Below are 15,754 nucleotides of genomic sequence, written 5' to 3'. Positions count from 1 at the left end.
AATCTGTTTTCCGGCCGAGCGGGTCCGCGGATCTGAATGGGAACTTCAGTCCGGGGATTGGCGCCTGGCCGGCGCGACACTGTTTGCTACTTCTTTACCGCAACTTGCCGGGCGATCTTTGGGAGCGCTGCGCACTTCATCGCGGCGGTTCGGCGGTCCGACAAGCCACGCTCCTACAAGAGCAAGGGTTTAGCTTTCCTTGCCGGCGCGCATCTGGCCCCAGGTCAGGTTGGCGTTGACGCCAAGCGACAGGAACGGCTGCGGCGGGTTGGCATTCGGGCCCGGGGACTTCAGGAGGAAGTCGATCAGGTCGTTCTTTTCGCCCGCCAGCCAGTCCGCCAGCAACTTGCCGGTGGCCGTGCCGCGGGTCACGCCCAGGCCGTTGCAGCACAGTGCGCCATAGACGTTCGGCGCCAATTGGCCGAAGAAGCTCTCGTGGTTGCGCGACATGGCCAGGGCGCCGCCCCAGGTGTATTCGATACCCACGTCCGGCAGCATCGGGAAGCGCCGGGCGAACGACGCCCTGTGCCGGGCGACGTAGCGCTGCAGGTACTTGGGATTGGCGCGGCCGTCCGGGTTGAAGCTGAAGCTGTTGCGGATCAGCAGACGGTTGTCCGGGGTGCGCCGCACTGTGGTGCCGAACGGGTCCGCCGGAATCACGCCCCAGTAGGGCTTGCCGCCCAGGCGTGCCTGTTCCTGTTCGGTCATCGGCCGGGTCAGGCTGGCGTAGGTGAAGATCGGCAGCATGGCGCCCTTGAGGAAGCCGAAGTGACCGCCGAAGGCATTGTTGGCCAACACCAGCTTATCGGCGCTGATGCTGCCGCGTGCATGGCGCAGCACGGTCTTGTTGCCGTACTCGACGTCGAGGATCGGAGTGTTTTCGTAGAGCGTAACGTTGGCCGGCAGGCTTTGCGCCAGGCCCTTGACCATGGCCGATGGCTGGATCAGCGCGGTGCCGGGGGTGAACAGCGCCTTGCGGTAGAAGTGCGTGCCGATGTGCTCGGGGAGGTCCGCGCCTTCGATCACTTCGAAGGGCTGGCCGAGCTTTTCCAGGCCGCGACGGTAGGCGTCGAGCACGGCGATACCGCGATCTTCCACGGCGGCCTGGTATTTGCCGCAGAACTTCATCTGCGCATCGATGCCGTGTTCGGCGACCAGATTCGCGAGATAGTTCTGGCCGGTAAGGTTGAGGCGCAGGCAGGTCCTGGCGATACCGATGTCGCCGATATAGTCCTCGGCGCCGATATCGTGTGGCAGGTCGATGGCGAAGCCGGCGTTGCGGCCAGCGGTGCCGAAGCCGACTTCCTGGGCTTCGACCAGGAGAATCTGTTCATCGGGGAAGTTCAGCGCGAGCTGGCGTGCGGCGGCGAGGCCGACGTAGCCAGCGCCCAGCACCACCCAGCGCGCATGGCTGGTGCCCGAGTGGGCGGGCCGCGGCGTGCGCTTCGGGCTCAGGTGATACCAACCGCACAAACTGTCGTCGGCCGGCAACGAGGTTACTTTTGTCATTTCAGGGACCTGGCTGTTCTTGTTTGATCCGGTGTTGCCACCCAGGCCGAAATGACTAGCGAAACCTCGCTAGTTCTTCATGCTCCGGGGCCTTTCAAAGCGCGAGCGATACCTCCATGCCTTCCGGTGCGGCGTATTCCGCCATGCGCCGGCGCGACAGTTCCATATGCTCGCGAATCAGTTGTCCCGCTGCCTCGGTGTCATGGCGGGCAATGGCCTCGATGATCTGGTCGTGCTGGTCGCAGGCCAGTTCGAGGTCCTTCTGCATGTCCACGGTGGTCGGGTGGCGGTAGAAAATCTTGCCCAGTCGCGCATGGTCGATCAGCACACGGCGCAGGCTCGGCATCAGGTAATCGTTGCGCGCCATCTTGCCGATCTCGAGATGGAACTCGTCGTTGTAGATGACGCGGTTTTCCACGTGCTGTTCCTGGATCGCCTGGCGGAACAGGGCCTGGATCCGCCGCAGCTCTTCGATTTCGCTCGCGGTGGCGCGGGTCGCTGCCAGTTGCGTGGTGGCGATGTACACCAGCGGTGCCGCGAGGAAGAACGCCCGCAATGACTCATGACTCATGGCCGCGACCCGTGGGGCGCGGTTGGCTTCCAGCTCGATATAGCCTTCGGCGGCGATCTGGCGCAGCAGCTCGCGCACTGGCGGCCGGGACAGACCGAATTCATCGGGGTATACGGATTTAATGGTTGATGGGGCACCTTTACCCCACCAACCTGATACCATTATCAGATGGTTGATAGATCGACTCCGTAGTTGAGTTCCTCTGCGAAGTCCGGCAGTCCGTAACCGATGGTTTTCTTGTAGAAAGGAGAGACCTTCGCAGTCGGTGCCTTCTTCTTGTGCTTCGTGGTGTAGAGCATTCGTGCCCGCATCACCTCGAAGGAGTAACCGCGCCCTTCACGGTTCTTGTCCTTGGCCAGTCGGTTGATGGACTCCGTGTAAGCGTTGGTGACGGGCATGTCCGTCTCGAAGTAGGTCATGGTCTCTTCGCGCCAGTTTCCCACTGCCCTGACCAGATCGCTCCAGACTTCCTTTTGGCCCTTCGGGATGGTGGCTATCCACTCGTCCAGGGCGGCTTCTGCCTGGAGCCGTGTGGTGGCGTCCCAGATGCCGTAGAAGCGCTCCTTGTGCTCGTAGGCGGCCAGCAGTTGCGGGAACGCGCCTGTCCAGGTCTCCATGATGAGGCGCTCCCGGTCTGAGACTTCGTGAGCGCGTTTCAGCAGGATTTTCCGGTCTCCCTTGAGAGTCCGGCTCTGGGACGGTTTCAGCTCCTTTCTGAGGCCCTTGCGCACTCTCTCTAGGGCATCGTTGGCCATGCGCACCACATGGAACTTATCGACCACGATACGGGCCTGGGGCAGCACAGCCTTGACCGCTGCCCGGTAGGGGTTCCACATGTCCATGCTGACGATCTCGACCTTCTGCCGGTCTTTCAGCTTCATCAGGTAGTTGGTCACCACGTCCTGGCGGCGGGTGGCCAGCAGGTCGAGCAGGGTTCGCTCCTCAATGTTGGTCAGAATGCAGCGGTAGCGCTTGTTCAGGTATAGCTCGTCAATGCCCAGGATGCGGGGCGTCTCGAAGCGGTGCCAGCGCCCCAGGAACTCGGCGCGGGCGTTGAAGATGTCGCGCACCGTCTTCTCGTCCAGGCCGGTCTGTGCCGCCACAAAGGTGTAGGGGTGGTTGAAGGATTCCTTCTCCACGTACTCATGCAGCCGCAGTGTCATACGGAATCCGTCCACCATCTCCGGTAGCTGGGGCCTGAATGTTGTCTTGCAGGCCCGGCAGGTGTATCGGCGGCGGACCACCCAGAGAGTGACCCGCTTGCCGTGGATGGGCAGATCACGATAGGGAACGTCACGCTTGCCGAACCGCACGAACTCACCCTGCACGCCGCACCCCTCGCAGGCTACTGGTGTAGGTGCTTCAAGCCGAAAATGTATGTCTTCATTCTGCTCATCAGAATCCACCAACTGGTACCCAGGAAGGCTTAACGAATTAATCATCTCCCGCCTTGATCAGAAAAACAGGTAGGTGGCGTAACCGGCAATCATCGCCATAGCAAAAATGACTGCTAAAAACGCCGCTAAAAGCTTCAGCGTGAACAAAGAGCGCAACAGAATGAGCTCAGTCAGGCTGGCTCCGGCACTGCCGATGATCAACGCTAGCACCGTCCCGGCACCCACGCCTTTGGCCATCAGAGCCGCTGCCAGAGGTATGACGGCTTCAGCGCGAATATACAACGGCACGCCGATGACAGCGGCAACTGGAATGGCAAAGGGATTATCTGGGCCTGCATACTGCTCCAATAAGTCAGTGGGCATGAAACCATAGATCACGCTGCCAATCGCAATACCGATGAGCAGGTAAGGCAACACATCGATAAAGTCCGACCAAGCTTCCCGCCACACACCACTGTACTTCCCTTCTTTCTTAACCGTGACAGTGGGTTGACTGTCACAGCATTCGCTAGACGTAGAGACTGTTGTCTTCCTATCAGCCCCGCAAGAAGCCGTCTTCGGAGTGGTGTCGCAGCTGTTGGTGCCGCAACTCGATGCGGTCGATGTAGCACTGCACGGGCTTGCTGATGAACTACATCCACTGCTCTCTTGTGTCGCCGTCCGGCGCACATAACGCTCGAAGCCAAGCGTGTGAAGCAGCCATCCGGCACCTACCGCGACCACCAAAGCGGCGAGCACATAGATAGCAGTAAGTGTCCATCCAAACGTGGCAACCAGCAGGCCGACGACGATAGGATTCAGCAACGGAGATGAGAAAAGAAACACCATCATCGGCCCAAAACCGGCCCGTGCCCGAATCAACCCTTTCAACATGGGGATAGTCGAGCAACTACAGAAGGGCGTTATAGCTCCTAAACCAGCAGCAAGAAAATAGCCTCGCTTCCCACTGGAAGTCAGTAACGCTTCCACCTTGGATGGTGGGATGTGACGTTGAAGAACTCCGACCAGCAAGCTAATGCCAATGAATAAAACCGATAGCTCGATAGCGAGAAAGGCGAACATGCCTAGAGCGTCTTGGAGTTGAGATGACATTCAATATTACTCCTATATTTCTAGTATTGTCGAAATGATGTACGCAGCCTACTTGCGTTTATCCGACCTGTCAACTATAATTCTAGAAACATCGAATTATTGGGGCGTGCTATGGATCACGAAAAGGTTGCAGCCAGCTTAGCTGAGCTAGGGAATAGTCACCGACTGTCCGTGTTCCGCTTTCTGGTCAAAGCTGGCCATGATGGGGCTTCGGTCGGAGATATCCAGAAGGGGCTGGGTATTCCTGCTTCGACGCTATCACATCACCTTGCGCGCATGGCCAAGGTAGGGCTGATCCGGCAGGAGAAACATAGCCGCACGATTGTCTGTATACCCGAGTATGGGCACCTAGAGAATTTGATCGGTTTCTTACAAGAGGAATGTTGTGCAGGTGTCCGGATTGCGCATGAACCAGAACCGCTTTGACGCTTGCCCAGCTCTCGCTGTCCTCCCTAGTCAGCATCGCTATGAAGACTCAGGCGAAGGTGGAAACAGAAAATTGGCAGTAGAGTAGGCTGAAGAGGATCAATCAGATAATCCGCTGAGAAAGATTTTCTTCTTTACATCTTTGGCATTTTATCAACCAGAAATTCCGGATACCCATTCATCGCACAACGCCAGTTCATCCACCACCGCTCCGGGCGCCAGCTCCATGCTCAGGATGCGCCGGCGCAGCGCTTCGGCGAGAAGCGCCTTGCGATCCGGGGAGGCATCGGCAGGGGTGGAGGAGACAGCCGCGGTGGCTTTCATGGGAGCCTTTTTTGTACTCATCAGGTTGTGTCTACAATTTGTATAACGACTATAGGGGAGGATTAGACAATGTGTCTACAGATATTTCGATGAGCGGTTTCCCTGCTTATCTGGGTATCTGTGACAGGGTCTGACCCCGGTTTTGTGCTGTGCTTTCGGGCCTCTCGATGGCAATCCAGCTCCCACAGGTACGGTGTACGCCGGTCCTCGTGGGAGCTGGCTTGCCAGCGATGAGGCCATGACAGGCGATCCGAGTGCCAGGTCTCTATGGCATCCACGAGACACACTCTTATCAAATCCCGCCATCGCCATATCCACCCACGACAGCTTTTTCCTTGGCTCTACTAGCCTGAGAGCCCTGAAAACACTGGGGAAAATAGCATTTTTTATGAATTCTTTTTGAATTCCATGGGTATACACAAAGAATACAATTCCGTTGACCGTCTCTTGAGCCCGTGCGAATCTCGCCCCAAGGCCAGTGTTCGCGGGGGCTTTAGCTCTTTGCCAGGCCTTGTCGGGCGCCAGAAAACCCCCGCCAGAAAGTTGTGCAAGAAAACCAAGAACAAGCAGCGGACGTGGCAATGCGTCTGGCCAGCACCACAACCCAGGAGACGAACAACAATGAAACGCTTCCGTAAAGCGCTCTGTACCCTCGCCATGGTCGGTCTCACGGTGTTCCAGGCCCAGGCCGAGGAAAAGACCATCACCATGGGCACCCTGTCGTGGGAAGACCTTACCCCGATCACCACCGTCACCAGGAAAGTCCTCGAGGACGCCGGCTACACCGTCAAGGTGACCAACTTTTCCGAATGGGGCATCGCCTACGCCGCCCTGGGCAAGGGGGACATCCAGTTGCTGGCCTCGCAGATCGACTACGCCGCCCAGGACTACTGGAAGAAGAACAAGAACCGCCTGGAAAAGATCTCTCCGGTTTCCCACGGCCTCTACCAGGCCATCGCCGTACCGAAGTACGTGACCATCGACTCGCTGGAAGAGCTCAATGCCAACGCCGACAAGTTCGGCAACAAGATCGTCGGCATCGAGCCGGGTTCGGGCCTGATGAGCGATGCGGCCAAGGCCGTGACCGACTACGGCCTCAAGCTCAACCTCCTGGAAGGCAGTACCGCCGCCATGACCGCTGCCCTCAAGTCCGCCGTGGACCGCAAGGAGTGGATCGCGGTGACCACCTGGGAACCGTCGTGGATGAGCCAGAAGTTCGACGTCAAGTTCCTCAAGGACCCGAAAGGCTCCTTCGCCCCGCCACAGGGCTACTACTGGATCGCCCAGAAGGGCTTTTCCGCCGCCTACCCGCAAGCGCGTGAGCTGATCGCCGGGGTTTACCTGCCGCTGGCCGACATCACCGCTATCAACGGCGAAATGAAGGATGGCAAGACGGTGGAACAGGCCGTGCAGGACTGGGCCACGAAAAACGCCGACCTCGTGAACCGCTGGGAAAACATCAAAAAATACTGATTTCGAAGTACCGCGTTGTTCGGGGCTGTACCCGGGCAACGCCTTTACCACTGCCGAACTGAACGTAATAAAAAAGCCAACCAGATTCCTGGTTCGACGGGTGCGAGATGAACACAGCAAGCGAAGTAGCTGAAGACGTATTGGTAGAGTGCCAATCGGTCTGGAAGATTTTTGGCAAGAACGCCGATACCGCCATGCGTGCTTATAAAGAGCGTGGTTTGTCGAAGAAGCAGATTCTTCAGGACCATGGCTGTGTTGTCGGCGTCTCGAACGTCAGCCTCAAGGTCAAACGGGGTGAGATCTACTGCATCATGGGTTTGTCCGGCAGCGGCAAGTCGACCCTGATCCGTATGTTCAACCGCCTGATCGATCCGACCTCCGGGCAGATCCTGATCAAGGGCAAGGATCTTGCCAGCCTCGATAAGGCGGCCTTGCGCGAAACCCGCGCGCGGCACATCGGCATGGTATTCCAGAGCGTGGCCTTGCTACCGCATCGCACGGTGCTGGAAAACGCCGCCTTCGGCCTGGAGGTGCGCGGCATCTCGAAAGCCGAACGGCACAAGGTGGCCGGGCAGGCCTTGGCGAAAGTAGGTCTGAGCGACTGGGCGCAACGCTACCCGGACGAACTGTCCGGTGGCATGCAGCAGCGCGTCGGCCTGGCCCGGGCCATCACTTCGGACCCGGAAGTGATCCTGATGGATGAACCGTTCAGCGCCCTCGACCCGCTGATCCGTCGCCAGTTGCAGGACGAGTTTCGCCAACTGACCAAGTCCCTCGGCAAGTCCGCCGTGTTCATTACCCACGACCTGGAAGAGGCCATCCGCATCGGCGACCGCATCGCCATCATGAAGGACGGGGTGATCATCCAGGAGGGGACTGCCGAGGACATCGTGCTCAAGCCCGCCGATGACTATGTGGCCGAGTTCGTCGCCGGGATTTCCCGTTTGCACCTGGTCAAGGCGCATTCGATTATGTCGCCGGCCGCGGCGCATCCGTATCTCAGCCCCGGTCTTCTGCCGAGTGCCGGTCCGCAAGCCGACCTCGATGCCCTGATCAACCTGATGATCAGCTCCGGCGGCGATGCCTTGACGGTGGCGGAGGGCGGCCAGGTCCTCGGCGTGATCACCCAGCAGGACCTGCTGCGTGGCGTGCAGGGTGCGCCGGCCGCGGAACATGCCGCTGCGCAGCCGGAGCACGCACTATGAGCCCCGGGGAATTCGCTGCGGCCTTCGACGACGTCGTCGATGCCCGGCTGGAGTGGCTGTCTGACAACGGCGCCTGGTTCTTCGACGGCCTCAACGATGTGCTGCACACCGGTTACCAGGCGATCTACAGCGGCCTGACCCTGCTGCCGTTCTGGGTGCTGATCCTGGTCTTCGGCGCGCTCGGCTGGCGCCTGACCGCCAGCTGGCGCTTCGCCCTCGGGGCCATGCTCGGGCTGCTGCTATGCGTGGCCATGGGCCTGTGGCCACAGACCATGAGCACCCTGGCGCTGGTATTGTCGGCGACCAGCATGGCCCTGATCATCGGCATCCCGCTGGGCGTCGCGGCCGGCCTGATGCCGTCCCTGGACCGGGTCAGCGAGCCGGTGCTGGACCTGATCCAGACCCTGCCGCCCTACATCTATCTGCTGCCGGCCATTGCCTTGCTCGGCTACGGCCCGGGCACCGCGCTGCTGGCCACCTTCATCGTTGCCATACCGCCGGTGGTGCGCCTGACCTCGCTGGGCATCCGCATGACGCCCAGGGTCTTCATCGAACTGGGCCAGGCCAGCGGTACCACGGGGTGGCAGCAGTTCTTCAAGATCCGCCTGCCGTTTGCCCTGCCGAGCATCATGGCCGGGGTCAACCAGGGGCTGATGATGGCCTTCGGCATGGTGGTGATCGCCGGTATCGTCGGTTCCGGAGGACTAGGTGAAGTGATCTACGGCGCGATCCGCACCCTTGATATCGCCATGTCGATCAACGCCGCCATCGCCATCGTCATTCTTACCCTGATCCTTGACCGCATGGCCCAGAGCGCCAGCCGTCCCGGCCGGAGGGCTGCCCATGAATCCTGATATCACGTTCTCTCCAGGCGCCTGGCTGGCACCATCGGTCGACTGGCTCAACGCCAACCTGCACGGCCTGTTCGCCCTGATCAGCCGCTTTATCGAAACCGTCCTCGGCGGTATCGAAGGCGTGCTGCTGGCGATCCCGCCCTACGGCATGATCGCCCTGGTGGCGGTGGCGGCGTTCTTCCTGGTCAACCTGCGGGCGGCGATCCTGGCTGTGGTGATGCTTGGCTTCTGCCTGATCTCCGGGTTCTGGGTGGCGTCGATGCAGACCATCTCCCTGGTGACGGTAGCCGTGCTGATCTCGGTGACGGTGGCGTTCCCGATCGGCGTCGCGGCCTCGCGGATCAAGCGCCTGGACGCGGTGCTCAGCCCGCTCCTCAACGTCATGCAGACCGTGCCGCCGTGGGTCTACCTGATTCCAGCGGTGATGGTCTTCAGCCTGGGCAAGGTCCCGGCGATCCTCGCCACCATCATCTATGGCATCCCGCCGATGCTGCGCTTGACCACCCTGGCGTTCAACCAAGTGCCCCGTGACCTGCTGGAACTGGGCAAGGCCATGGGCGCGCCGCCCCGGGCGATCCTGCTGAAGATCGAGTTGCCCACGGCCATGCCGACGCTGTTGGTGGGCTTGAATCAGTGCATCCTGCTGTCCCTGGCCATGGTGGTGCTGGCCGGGCTGGTGGGGGCGGGCGGGCTGGGTGCGGAAGTGACCCGCGGCCTGACCCGGATGGAAATGGGCCTCGGCCTGCGTGCGGGCCTGGCCATCGTTGCGGTGGCCCTGTTGCTGGACCGTCTCTCTCGTGGAGCCTTGCAAGGCCGTAGGAGTCGAGCCGCAACTTAATCAGAAATTTCCGAAGGAAAGTTGGACACCGCCGCGCCGGCGTGCATCATTCGACGATGCATGCCGGCGTAGCGGTTTCAGCGCTTCGGATTCCCAGAACAAGATCGGAAGACACCAACGTGGTCGAAAGAAGGCATTTCAGCGATGCCATGCAGGGCTCGAACCTGCGCTTCACCGGCGAAAAGCAGGCGCCGGGCGGGCAGGGCAGGGTCGGTTTCATCCTGCTCGAACATTTCTCCTTGCCGGCCTTCACCCAGGCCCTGGATACGGTGGTCACTGCCAACCTGATCCAGGCGGCGTCCTTTACCTACCGTACCTTTACCCTGGATGGCGGCTCGCGGGTCAGCGACCTGGGACTGGTGATCTGCCCGGATGCGCCACTCGATGCCGCTGCGCTGGACGATCTTGACCTGCTGGTGGTCTGCGGCGGCTTGCGCACCGTGTTGCGGCCAATCCCGGAGCTCAACCAGATCCTGCACAAGGCGGCGGAAAAGCATGTGGCCCTGGGCGCGTTGTGGAATGGCGCCTGGTTCCTCGGCCAGGCCGGGCTGCTGGATGGCTACCGTTGCGCCGTACACCCGGAGCACCGTGGTGCGGTGGCGGAAATCGCCAGGGACAGCCAGGTCACCAGCGAAAGCTACATGGTCGACCGCGATCGCCTGACCGCTGCCAGTCCGTCGGGCGGTTTCCATCTGGTGCTGGAGTGGATCAACAGCCGCTGCGGGCGCGGGCTGGTGGATGCGGTGGTGGATATTCTTGCCTTCGAGGAATCGCGCTATCGTCGGGCCCGTCCGACCCTGCACGAGAAGATGAGCGAGCCATTGCGCGAAGCCATCAACCTGATGAGTGCGAATATCGAGGAACCCTTGAGCCAGGATCAACTGGCCCACTATGTGGGACGTTCCAAGCGGCAGATCGGGCGCTTGTTCATGAGCCAGCTCGGTACCACCCCGGTGCGCTATTACCTGGAACTGCGCATCACCGAAAGCCGGCGCCTGTTGCAGCACTCCGACCTGCAGCTGATCGACGTGGCGCTGGCCTGCGGTTTCGTATCACCGAGCCATTTCAGCAAGTGCTACACCTCGTTCTATGGCTACGGGCCGTCGAAGGAGATTCGCTATGGCCTGGTGAAGGGCGGGAAGGCAAAGAAGGCCGAGTGATGTGGGGTGACTGAACCGGCCTCATCGCTGGCAAGCCAGCTCCCACAGGGCACGCGGTGTCAGCGATGAGGCCCTGAAGAACACCCGGAGCTCCAGGGCCTGCCGAATCAGCCAGTCCCCACCCCCCACAAGTTTTGCTGGTGCTCGCGATACCTGTGGGAGCTGGCTTGCCAGCGATGAGGCCCTGAAGAACACCAAGTATCTCCGGGCCTGCCGAATCAGCCAATCACCGCCTGCAACACCACCTCCAGCGGATGTCGCAGCTTGCGGTCGGCCATGCGCTTGACCTGGCTGCGGCACGAATAGCCGGTCGCCAGCGGCTCGCCGTCCTTGTCCAGCTTGCCCGCCCAGGACTGTTCGAAGATGGTCTTCGAGGTCTCCTGGTTGCGCGCCTCATGCCCGTAGGTACCGGACATGCCGCAGCAGCCGGTGGCCTCGGTCACCAGCTTCAGGCCCAGGCGCGAGAACACCTGCTCCCATTGCCTGGTGCTGGTCGGCACGTTGGTTTTCTCGGTGCAGTGCGCCAGCAGGCGGAAGCTGCCGCCCTTGCCGGTGCCTTGCTCCGGCAGCACATCCATCAACCATTCCTGCGGCAACAGCACGTTCGGGCTGCCCTCCAGGCCCGGCACCTTCTGGTATTCCTGGCGATAGACCAGGGTCATCGCCGGATCCAGCCCCACCAGCGGCACGCCGCAGTCGGCCAGGGCCTTGAGCTGGGTGCCATTGCGCACTGCCGCCTTGGCGAAGGCGCCGAGGAAGCCCTGCACATGCAACGGCTTGCCGTTGGCGCTGTACGGGGCGAGGAAGATCTTGTGCCCCAGGCGATGCGCCAGGTCGATGAAGGCCGCCAGCAGCGGCGTTTCGAAGTAGCGGGTGAAGGCATCCTGGACCAGCACGATGCTGCGCTCGCGCTGCGCCGGGGTCAGTTCGCGCAGTGCCGGCACGCTGGCGGCACGTACGCCGCAGCGTTTCAGCGTGGCCTGGAAGTTGAAACGGCTGATCAGCGGGCTGTCGACCATGCCGATACGATCCGCCAGCAGACCACTGACGAACTTCGACCCCATCACCGCGTTGTACAGCCCAGGCGCATGGGCCAGGTACGGGATGGTGAATTCCAGCGAACCGATCAGGTAGTCGCGCAGCGGGCGCTGGTAGCGGTTGTGGTACAGCTCGAGGAAGCGCGAACGGAAGTCCGGCACGTTGACCTTGATCGGGCACTGCCCGGCGCAGGACTTGCACGCCAGGCAGCCGGCCATGGCGTCGTAGACCTCATGGGAGAAGTCGGCCTGGCCCTGCTGCTGTGCGCGCACATTGCGCAGGCGCTCGGGCAGGCCCTTGAGCCAGGAAACCCTGTTCGGCGCGAGCACATCGATGTTCGCCGCCCCTTGCAGGCGCAGCCACTCACGGATCAGCGAGGCGCGGCCCTTGGGCGAGTGCTGGCGCTGGCGGGTGGCTTTCCACGACGGGCACATGGCGTCGTCGGGGTCGTAGTTGTAGCAGGCACCGTTGCCGTTGCAGTGCACGGCGCTGCCGAAGCTCTGCCACACGCGCTCGTCGATCTGCCGGTCATGCTCGCCGCGCAGTGGCGCCTCGTTGACCTTGATCAGGCCTTCGGCACTGTCCGGCGGGGTACAGATCTTGCCCGGGTTGAGCTGGTTGTGCGGGTCGAACGCGCCCTTCAGGCGTTGCAGCGCCGGGTACAGTTCGCCGAAATAGGCCGGTACGTACTCCGAACGCAGGCCCTTGCCGTGCTCGCCCCAGAGCAGGCCGCCATAGCGCTGGGTGAGGGCGGCGACCGCGTCGGAGATCGGCTTGACCAGCGCGGCCTGGGCCGGGTCCTTCATGTCCAGCGCCGGGCGCACGTGCAGCACGCCGGCATCGACATGGCCGAACATGCCGTAGGTCAGGCCATGGCCGTCGAGCAGGGCGCGGAACTCGGCGATGTAGTCGGCCAATTGCTCCGGTGGTACTGCGGTGTCCTCGACGAACGGCTGCGGACGCACTTCGCCCTCGACGTTGCCGAGCAGGCCCACCGAGCGCTTGCGCATGGTGTAGACCTTGGTCACCGCCGCCGAACCTTCGGCCAGGGTGTGGCCCAGGCGCTCGACACTGGTGTCCTGTTGCAGGTGCTCGATAAAGGCCGCGACTCGGGCGTTGACCTCGTCCGGCTGGTCGCCGCAGAACTCCACCAGGTTGATGCCCAGGGTCGGCTTGGCCGGGTCGGCCGGGAAGTATTCGGCGACGCTGTGCCAGACGATGTCCTGCATCGCCAGCATCAGTACCCGCGAGTCCACCGTCTCGATCGACAGCGGCTTGTGCGCCATCAGCGCATTGGCGTCGCGCAGGGCGTCCATGAAGCTGGTGTAGCGCACGTTGACCAGCACCGCGTACTTCGGAATCGGCAGCACGTTGAGCTTGGCTTCCACCACATAGCCCAGCGAGCCTTCGGCGCCGCACAGCACGCTGTTGAGGTTAAAGCGACCGTCGTCGTCGCGCAGGTGGGCCAGGTCGTAGCCGGTCAGGCAGCGGTTGAGCTTGGGGAAGGTGCTTTCGATCAGGTCGCCCTGGGTTTCCTGGATCTCCCGGGCCATGCGGTACACCTCGCCGATCCGGCCGGGCAGGGCGCAGGCGGCGTCGAGGGTGGCGTCATCCACCGGCAGGCTGTGCAGGCGCTCGCCGCCGAGCAGCACGCTGTGCAGCTCCAGCACGTGGTCGCGGGTCTTGCCGTAGGTACAACTGCCCTGGCCGCTGGCATCGGTATTGATCATGCCGCCGATGGTGGCGCGGTTGGAGGTGGACAGCTCCGGCGCGAAGAACAGCCCGTGGGGCTTGAGCGCGGCATTGAGCTGGTCCTTGACCACCCCGGCCTGGACCCGCACCCAGCGCTCCTCGACGTTGATCTCCAGGATCTGGTTCATATGCCGCGACAGATCGACGACGATGCCGTCGGTCAGCGACTGGCCGTTGGTCCCGGTGCCGCCGCCTCGCGGGGTCAGCTTGACCTGGCGAAAGCGCGGTTCGGCCATCAGCGCGGCGACCTTCGCCACGTCATCGGCATCCAGCGGGAACACCGCAGCCTGGGGCAGGCGCTGGTAGATCGAGTTGTCGGTGGCAAGCACGGTGCGGGTGCCGTAGTCGGTGCTGAACTGGCCGCGGAAACCGCTGGCGCGCAGGGCATCGAGGAAGGCGGCGTAGTCGGTGGCGGGAGCGCTCACCGGCAATTGGGCGATCATCAAGGGATGGCCTCGTTTATATGGGCTAATCATGGATACCTGAGCGCAGGGTATGGTCTTGGCTCGCCCAGGTAGTGGATGATGCAATGATTCCGCAGTGTCGCGCCGGACACAAACGGATAATGGCGCAGCCTTTGATGAGTTTTATGAATGAATTACCGCAACCTTACCCCCTCGATGTCGCTGCTGCTGGCCTTCGAGGCCGCCGCCCGGCATGAAAGCTACACCCGCGCAGCCGAGGAACTGTCCCTGACCCAGAGCGCGGTCAGCCGCCAGGTGCAGACCCTGGAGCAGCAACTGGGCGTGCTGCTGTTCCGCCGCGAGGGGCGTACGGTCAAGCTCACCGAGGTGGGCCGCCTGTACCAGCGCGAAATCAGCGAGGCCCTGGGGCGCATTCGCAGTGCCACCCTGCATGCGATCGCCCACCAGGACGGCGGCGGCAGCCTGCGCCTGGCGACCTTGCCGACCTTCGGTTCGAAATGGCTGCTTCCGCGGCTGCACGAGTTCTACCGCCGCCATCCCGACGTGCTGGTGCATATCAATTCGCGGATCGAGCCGGTGGACTTCGCCATCAGCGGTATCGATGCGGCGATCGTCGTCGCCACCGGCGACCAGCCGGGCCTGGTCTGTCACCGCCTGCACGCCGAGGAACTGGTGGTGATCCTGTCGCCGGCCCTGGCGGCCTCGCGCGCCGAATGGACGCCCCGGGACATCAGCCGGCAGACCCTGCTCAGCGTCGCCAACAATCCCAACGCCTGGGGCGACTGGTTCACCCACCATGGCGTCGCCCACCAGGCCATGCGCCTGGGCCCGAGCTTCGAACTGACTTCGCACCTGATCCAGGCGGTGCGGGCGGACATCGGCATCGGCCTGGTGCCGCGGATCCTGATCAGCGATGAACTGGCCGAGGGCACCCTGGTCAGCCCGGTACTGCCCTATGCCAGTGCCCGCGGCTACTACCTGGTTTACCCGCCGAGAAACCGCGCGTTGCCGGCGCTGGAGGCGTTTCGGGGATGGTTGCTGGAGGAGTTGCCGGAGCAGTAACCCGCTTTCAACCCACCTCCAGCACCATCGGCAAATACAGATTCCCGATCACCAGCAACGGCCGCCGATCCTCCTCCAGCGATGAATACAGGGTCAGCGAGAACACCCACTCGCCGCCCTCGCGCTGTGGATTGGCCAGGTTGCGCCAGGTATCGACCGCCGTTTGCAGGTTGCCCGCGGTGCTGCTGTCGAGCGTCTGGTTGGGATACAGGTACACCGGCGTTTCCCCGACCAGGCCGTGGTTCGGGTCCAGCGGATCGGTGGCCAGTTCATAGGCATAGGCGACCCCGGCGGTGATGCTGAGCCCGCCATCCTGCGCGGCGCTGCCGAACAGGGTGTCGAACGCTGCCTGCAAGGCTGCGCTGACCGTGGTCGGCGCGCTCGCCAGCGGTACCCGCTGGTCCCAGCTGTTGAGCGGCGTGGCGATGCTGGCGGCCTCGACCCGGTCGGTCTGGAATACGAATGCCGGATTGGTCGCGGGCCCGTCGGCCCCCAGCAGCTTCTGGTTGCGCTGCACCAGGATCGAGCCGGTCGCGTTCTGCCAGCGGGCTACGTTGAGCCCGGCGAAGACCAGGCTGAACGTAGGCCACGAAGCCGCCACGTGGGCATCAGCCGGTACCTGGTAGCG

11 protein-coding genes and 2 pseudogenes are annotated in these 15,754 nt (G+C 62.4%); 7 read left to right on the top strand and 6 right to left on the bottom strand.

Going from position 1 to position 15,754, the window contains the following annotated elements; all coding sequences use genetic code 11:
* Nucleotides 1–189 precede the first annotated feature (189 nt).
* The 4 genes and pseudogenes from CSV86_RS12925 to CSV86_RS12910 form a co-directional block, all read right to left on the bottom strand.
* Nucleotides 190–1,509, bottom strand: a complete 1,320-nt coding sequence (locus CSV86_RS12925; RefSeq protein WP_009401550.1) for an NAD(P)/FAD-dependent oxidoreductase — start codon at nucleotides 1,507–1,509, stop codon at nucleotides 190–192.
* Nucleotides 1,510–1,603: 94 nt separating this feature from the next.
* Nucleotides 1,604–2,185, bottom strand: a pseudogene (locus CSV86_RS12920) (GntR family transcriptional regulator); the annotation flags it as partial.
* A gap of 59 nt (nucleotides 2,186–2,244) precedes the next feature.
* A complete protein-coding gene (locus CSV86_RS12915; RefSeq protein ID WP_000610830.1) occupies nucleotides 2,245–3,522 on the bottom strand; it encodes an ISL3 family transposase in 1,278 nt (425 codons plus the stop codon).
* Nucleotides 3,523–3,534: 12 nt separating this feature from the next.
* Entirely contained in the window at nucleotides 3,535–4,539 is a 1,005-nt protein-coding gene (locus CSV86_RS12910) for a permease (RefSeq protein WP_040363373.1), read from the bottom strand.
* A 141-nt stretch (nucleotides 4,540–4,680) separates the two neighbouring features.
* On the opposite strand from CSV86_RS12910, the gene CSV86_RS12905 reads away from it, so the two are divergent.
* On the top strand, nucleotides 4,681–4,995 hold the full coding sequence (locus tag CSV86_RS12905; protein WP_000349485.1) for an ArsR/SmtB family transcription factor: 315 nt from the start codon (nucleotides 4,681–4,683) through the stop codon (nucleotides 4,993–4,995).
* A 174-nt stretch (nucleotides 4,996–5,169) separates the two neighbouring features.
* Here CSV86_RS12905 and CSV86_RS12900 read toward each other — a convergent pair.
* A pseudogene (locus tag CSV86_RS12900) lies at nucleotides 5,170–5,319 on the bottom strand (GntR family transcriptional regulator); the annotation flags it as partial.
* A gap of 621 nt (nucleotides 5,320–5,940) precedes the next feature.
* Between CSV86_RS12900 and CSV86_RS12895 the strand changes: the two are divergent.
* The 5 genes from CSV86_RS12895 (at nucleotide 5,941) to souR (ending at nucleotide 10,849) form a co-directional block, all read left to right on the top strand.
* On the top strand, nucleotides 5,941–6,792 hold the full coding sequence (locus CSV86_RS12895) for a glycine betaine ABC transporter substrate-binding protein (RefSeq protein WP_009401548.1): 852 nt from the start codon (nucleotides 5,941–5,943) through the stop codon (nucleotides 6,790–6,792).
* Between the two features lie 107 nt (nucleotides 6,793–6,899).
* Nucleotides 6,900–7,997: a quaternary amine ABC transporter ATP-binding protein gene (locus CSV86_RS12890; RefSeq protein ID WP_037060817.1), complete on the top strand. Its 1,098-nt coding sequence runs from the start codon at nucleotides 6,900–6,902 to the stop codon at nucleotides 7,995–7,997.
* Nucleotides 7,994–8,851, top strand: coding sequence for an ABC transporter permease (locus CSV86_RS12885; protein WP_009401546.1), 858 nt, complete (start codon nucleotides 7,994–7,996; stop codon nucleotides 8,849–8,851). The genes CSV86_RS12890 and CSV86_RS12885 overlap by 4 nt, the downstream gene beginning before the upstream one ends.
* The gene (locus tag CSV86_RS12880) at nucleotides 8,841–9,689 is read left to right on the top strand and encodes an ABC transporter permease (RefSeq protein WP_009401545.1); all 849 of its coding nucleotides are present in this window, start codon (nucleotides 8,841–8,843) and stop codon (nucleotides 9,687–9,689) included. Before CSV86_RS12885 ends, CSV86_RS12880 begins: the two co-directional genes overlap by 11 nt.
* A 149-nt stretch (nucleotides 9,690–9,838) precedes the next feature.
* On the top strand, nucleotides 9,839–10,849 hold the full coding sequence (gene souR, locus CSV86_RS12875) for a transcriptional regulator SouR (protein ID WP_009401543.1): 1,011 nt from the start codon (nucleotides 9,839–9,841) through the stop codon (nucleotides 10,847–10,849).
* A 218-nt stretch (nucleotides 10,850–11,067) separates the two neighbouring features.
* On the opposite strand, the gene ydiJ is transcribed toward souR, so the two are convergent.
* A complete protein-coding gene (gene ydiJ / locus CSV86_RS12870; RefSeq protein ID WP_009401541.1) occupies nucleotides 11,068–14,082 on the bottom strand; it encodes a D-2-hydroxyglutarate dehydrogenase YdiJ in 3,015 nt (1,004 codons plus the stop codon).
* A 150-nt stretch (nucleotides 14,083–14,232) separates the two neighbouring features.
* Between ydiJ and CSV86_RS12865 the strand changes: the two genes are divergently transcribed.
* Complete coding sequence (locus CSV86_RS12865) at nucleotides 14,233–15,126, top strand: LysR substrate-binding domain-containing protein (protein ID WP_009401540.1); 894 nt, start codon at nucleotides 14,233–14,235, stop codon at nucleotides 15,124–15,126.
* Nucleotides 15,127–15,754: the final 628 nt, after the last annotated feature.

It is taken from the genome of Pseudomonas bharatica CSV86 (assembly GCF_000319305.2).
GTDB classification, from domain to species: domain Bacteria; phylum Pseudomonadota; class Gammaproteobacteria; order Pseudomonadales; family Pseudomonadaceae; genus Aquipseudomonas; species Aquipseudomonas bharatica.
Note: the sequence above shows the minus strand (reverse complement) of the source record. Positions and strands in the feature narration are given on the sequence as shown.

Bases quoted from the DNA above. Each gene is read 5' to 3' on its own strand.
- CSV86_RS12925 (WP_009401550.1), bottom strand. From the start codon at position 1,509: ATGACAAAAGTAACCTCGTTGCCGGCCGACGACAGTTTGTGCGGTTGG.
- CSV86_RS12915 (WP_000610830.1), bottom strand. From the start codon at position 3,522: ATGATTAATTCGTTAAGCCTTCCTGGGTACCAGTTGGTGGATTCTGAT.
- CSV86_RS12910 (WP_040363373.1), bottom strand. From the start codon at position 4,539: ATGTTCGCCTTTCTCGCTATCGAGCTATCGGTTTTATTCATTGGCATT.
- CSV86_RS12905 (WP_000349485.1), top strand. From the start codon at position 4,681: ATGGATCACGAAAAGGTTGCAGCCAGCTTAGCTGAGCTAGGGAATAGT.
- CSV86_RS12895 (WP_009401548.1), top strand. From the start codon at position 5,941: ATGAAACGCTTCCGTAAAGCGCTCTGTACCCTCGCCATGGTCGGTCTC.
- CSV86_RS12890 (WP_037060817.1), top strand. From the start codon at position 6,900: ATGAACACAGCAAGCGAAGTAGCTGAAGACGTATTGGTAGAGTGCCAA.
- CSV86_RS12885 (WP_009401546.1), top strand. From the start codon at position 7,994: ATGAGCCCCGGGGAATTCGCTGCGGCCTTCGACGACGTCGTCGATGCC.
- CSV86_RS12880 (WP_009401545.1), top strand. From the start codon at position 8,841: ATGAATCCTGATATCACGTTCTCTCCAGGCGCCTGGCTGGCACCATCG.
- souR (WP_009401543.1), top strand. From the start codon at position 9,839: ATGCAGGGCTCGAACCTGCGCTTCACCGGCGAAAAGCAGGCGCCGGGC.
- ydiJ (WP_009401541.1), bottom strand. From the start codon at position 14,082: ATGATCGCCCAATTGCCGGTGAGCGCTCCCGCCACCGACTACGCCGCC.
- CSV86_RS12865 (WP_009401540.1), top strand. From the start codon at position 14,233: ATGAATTACCGCAACCTTACCCCCTCGATGTCGCTGCTGCTGGCCTTC.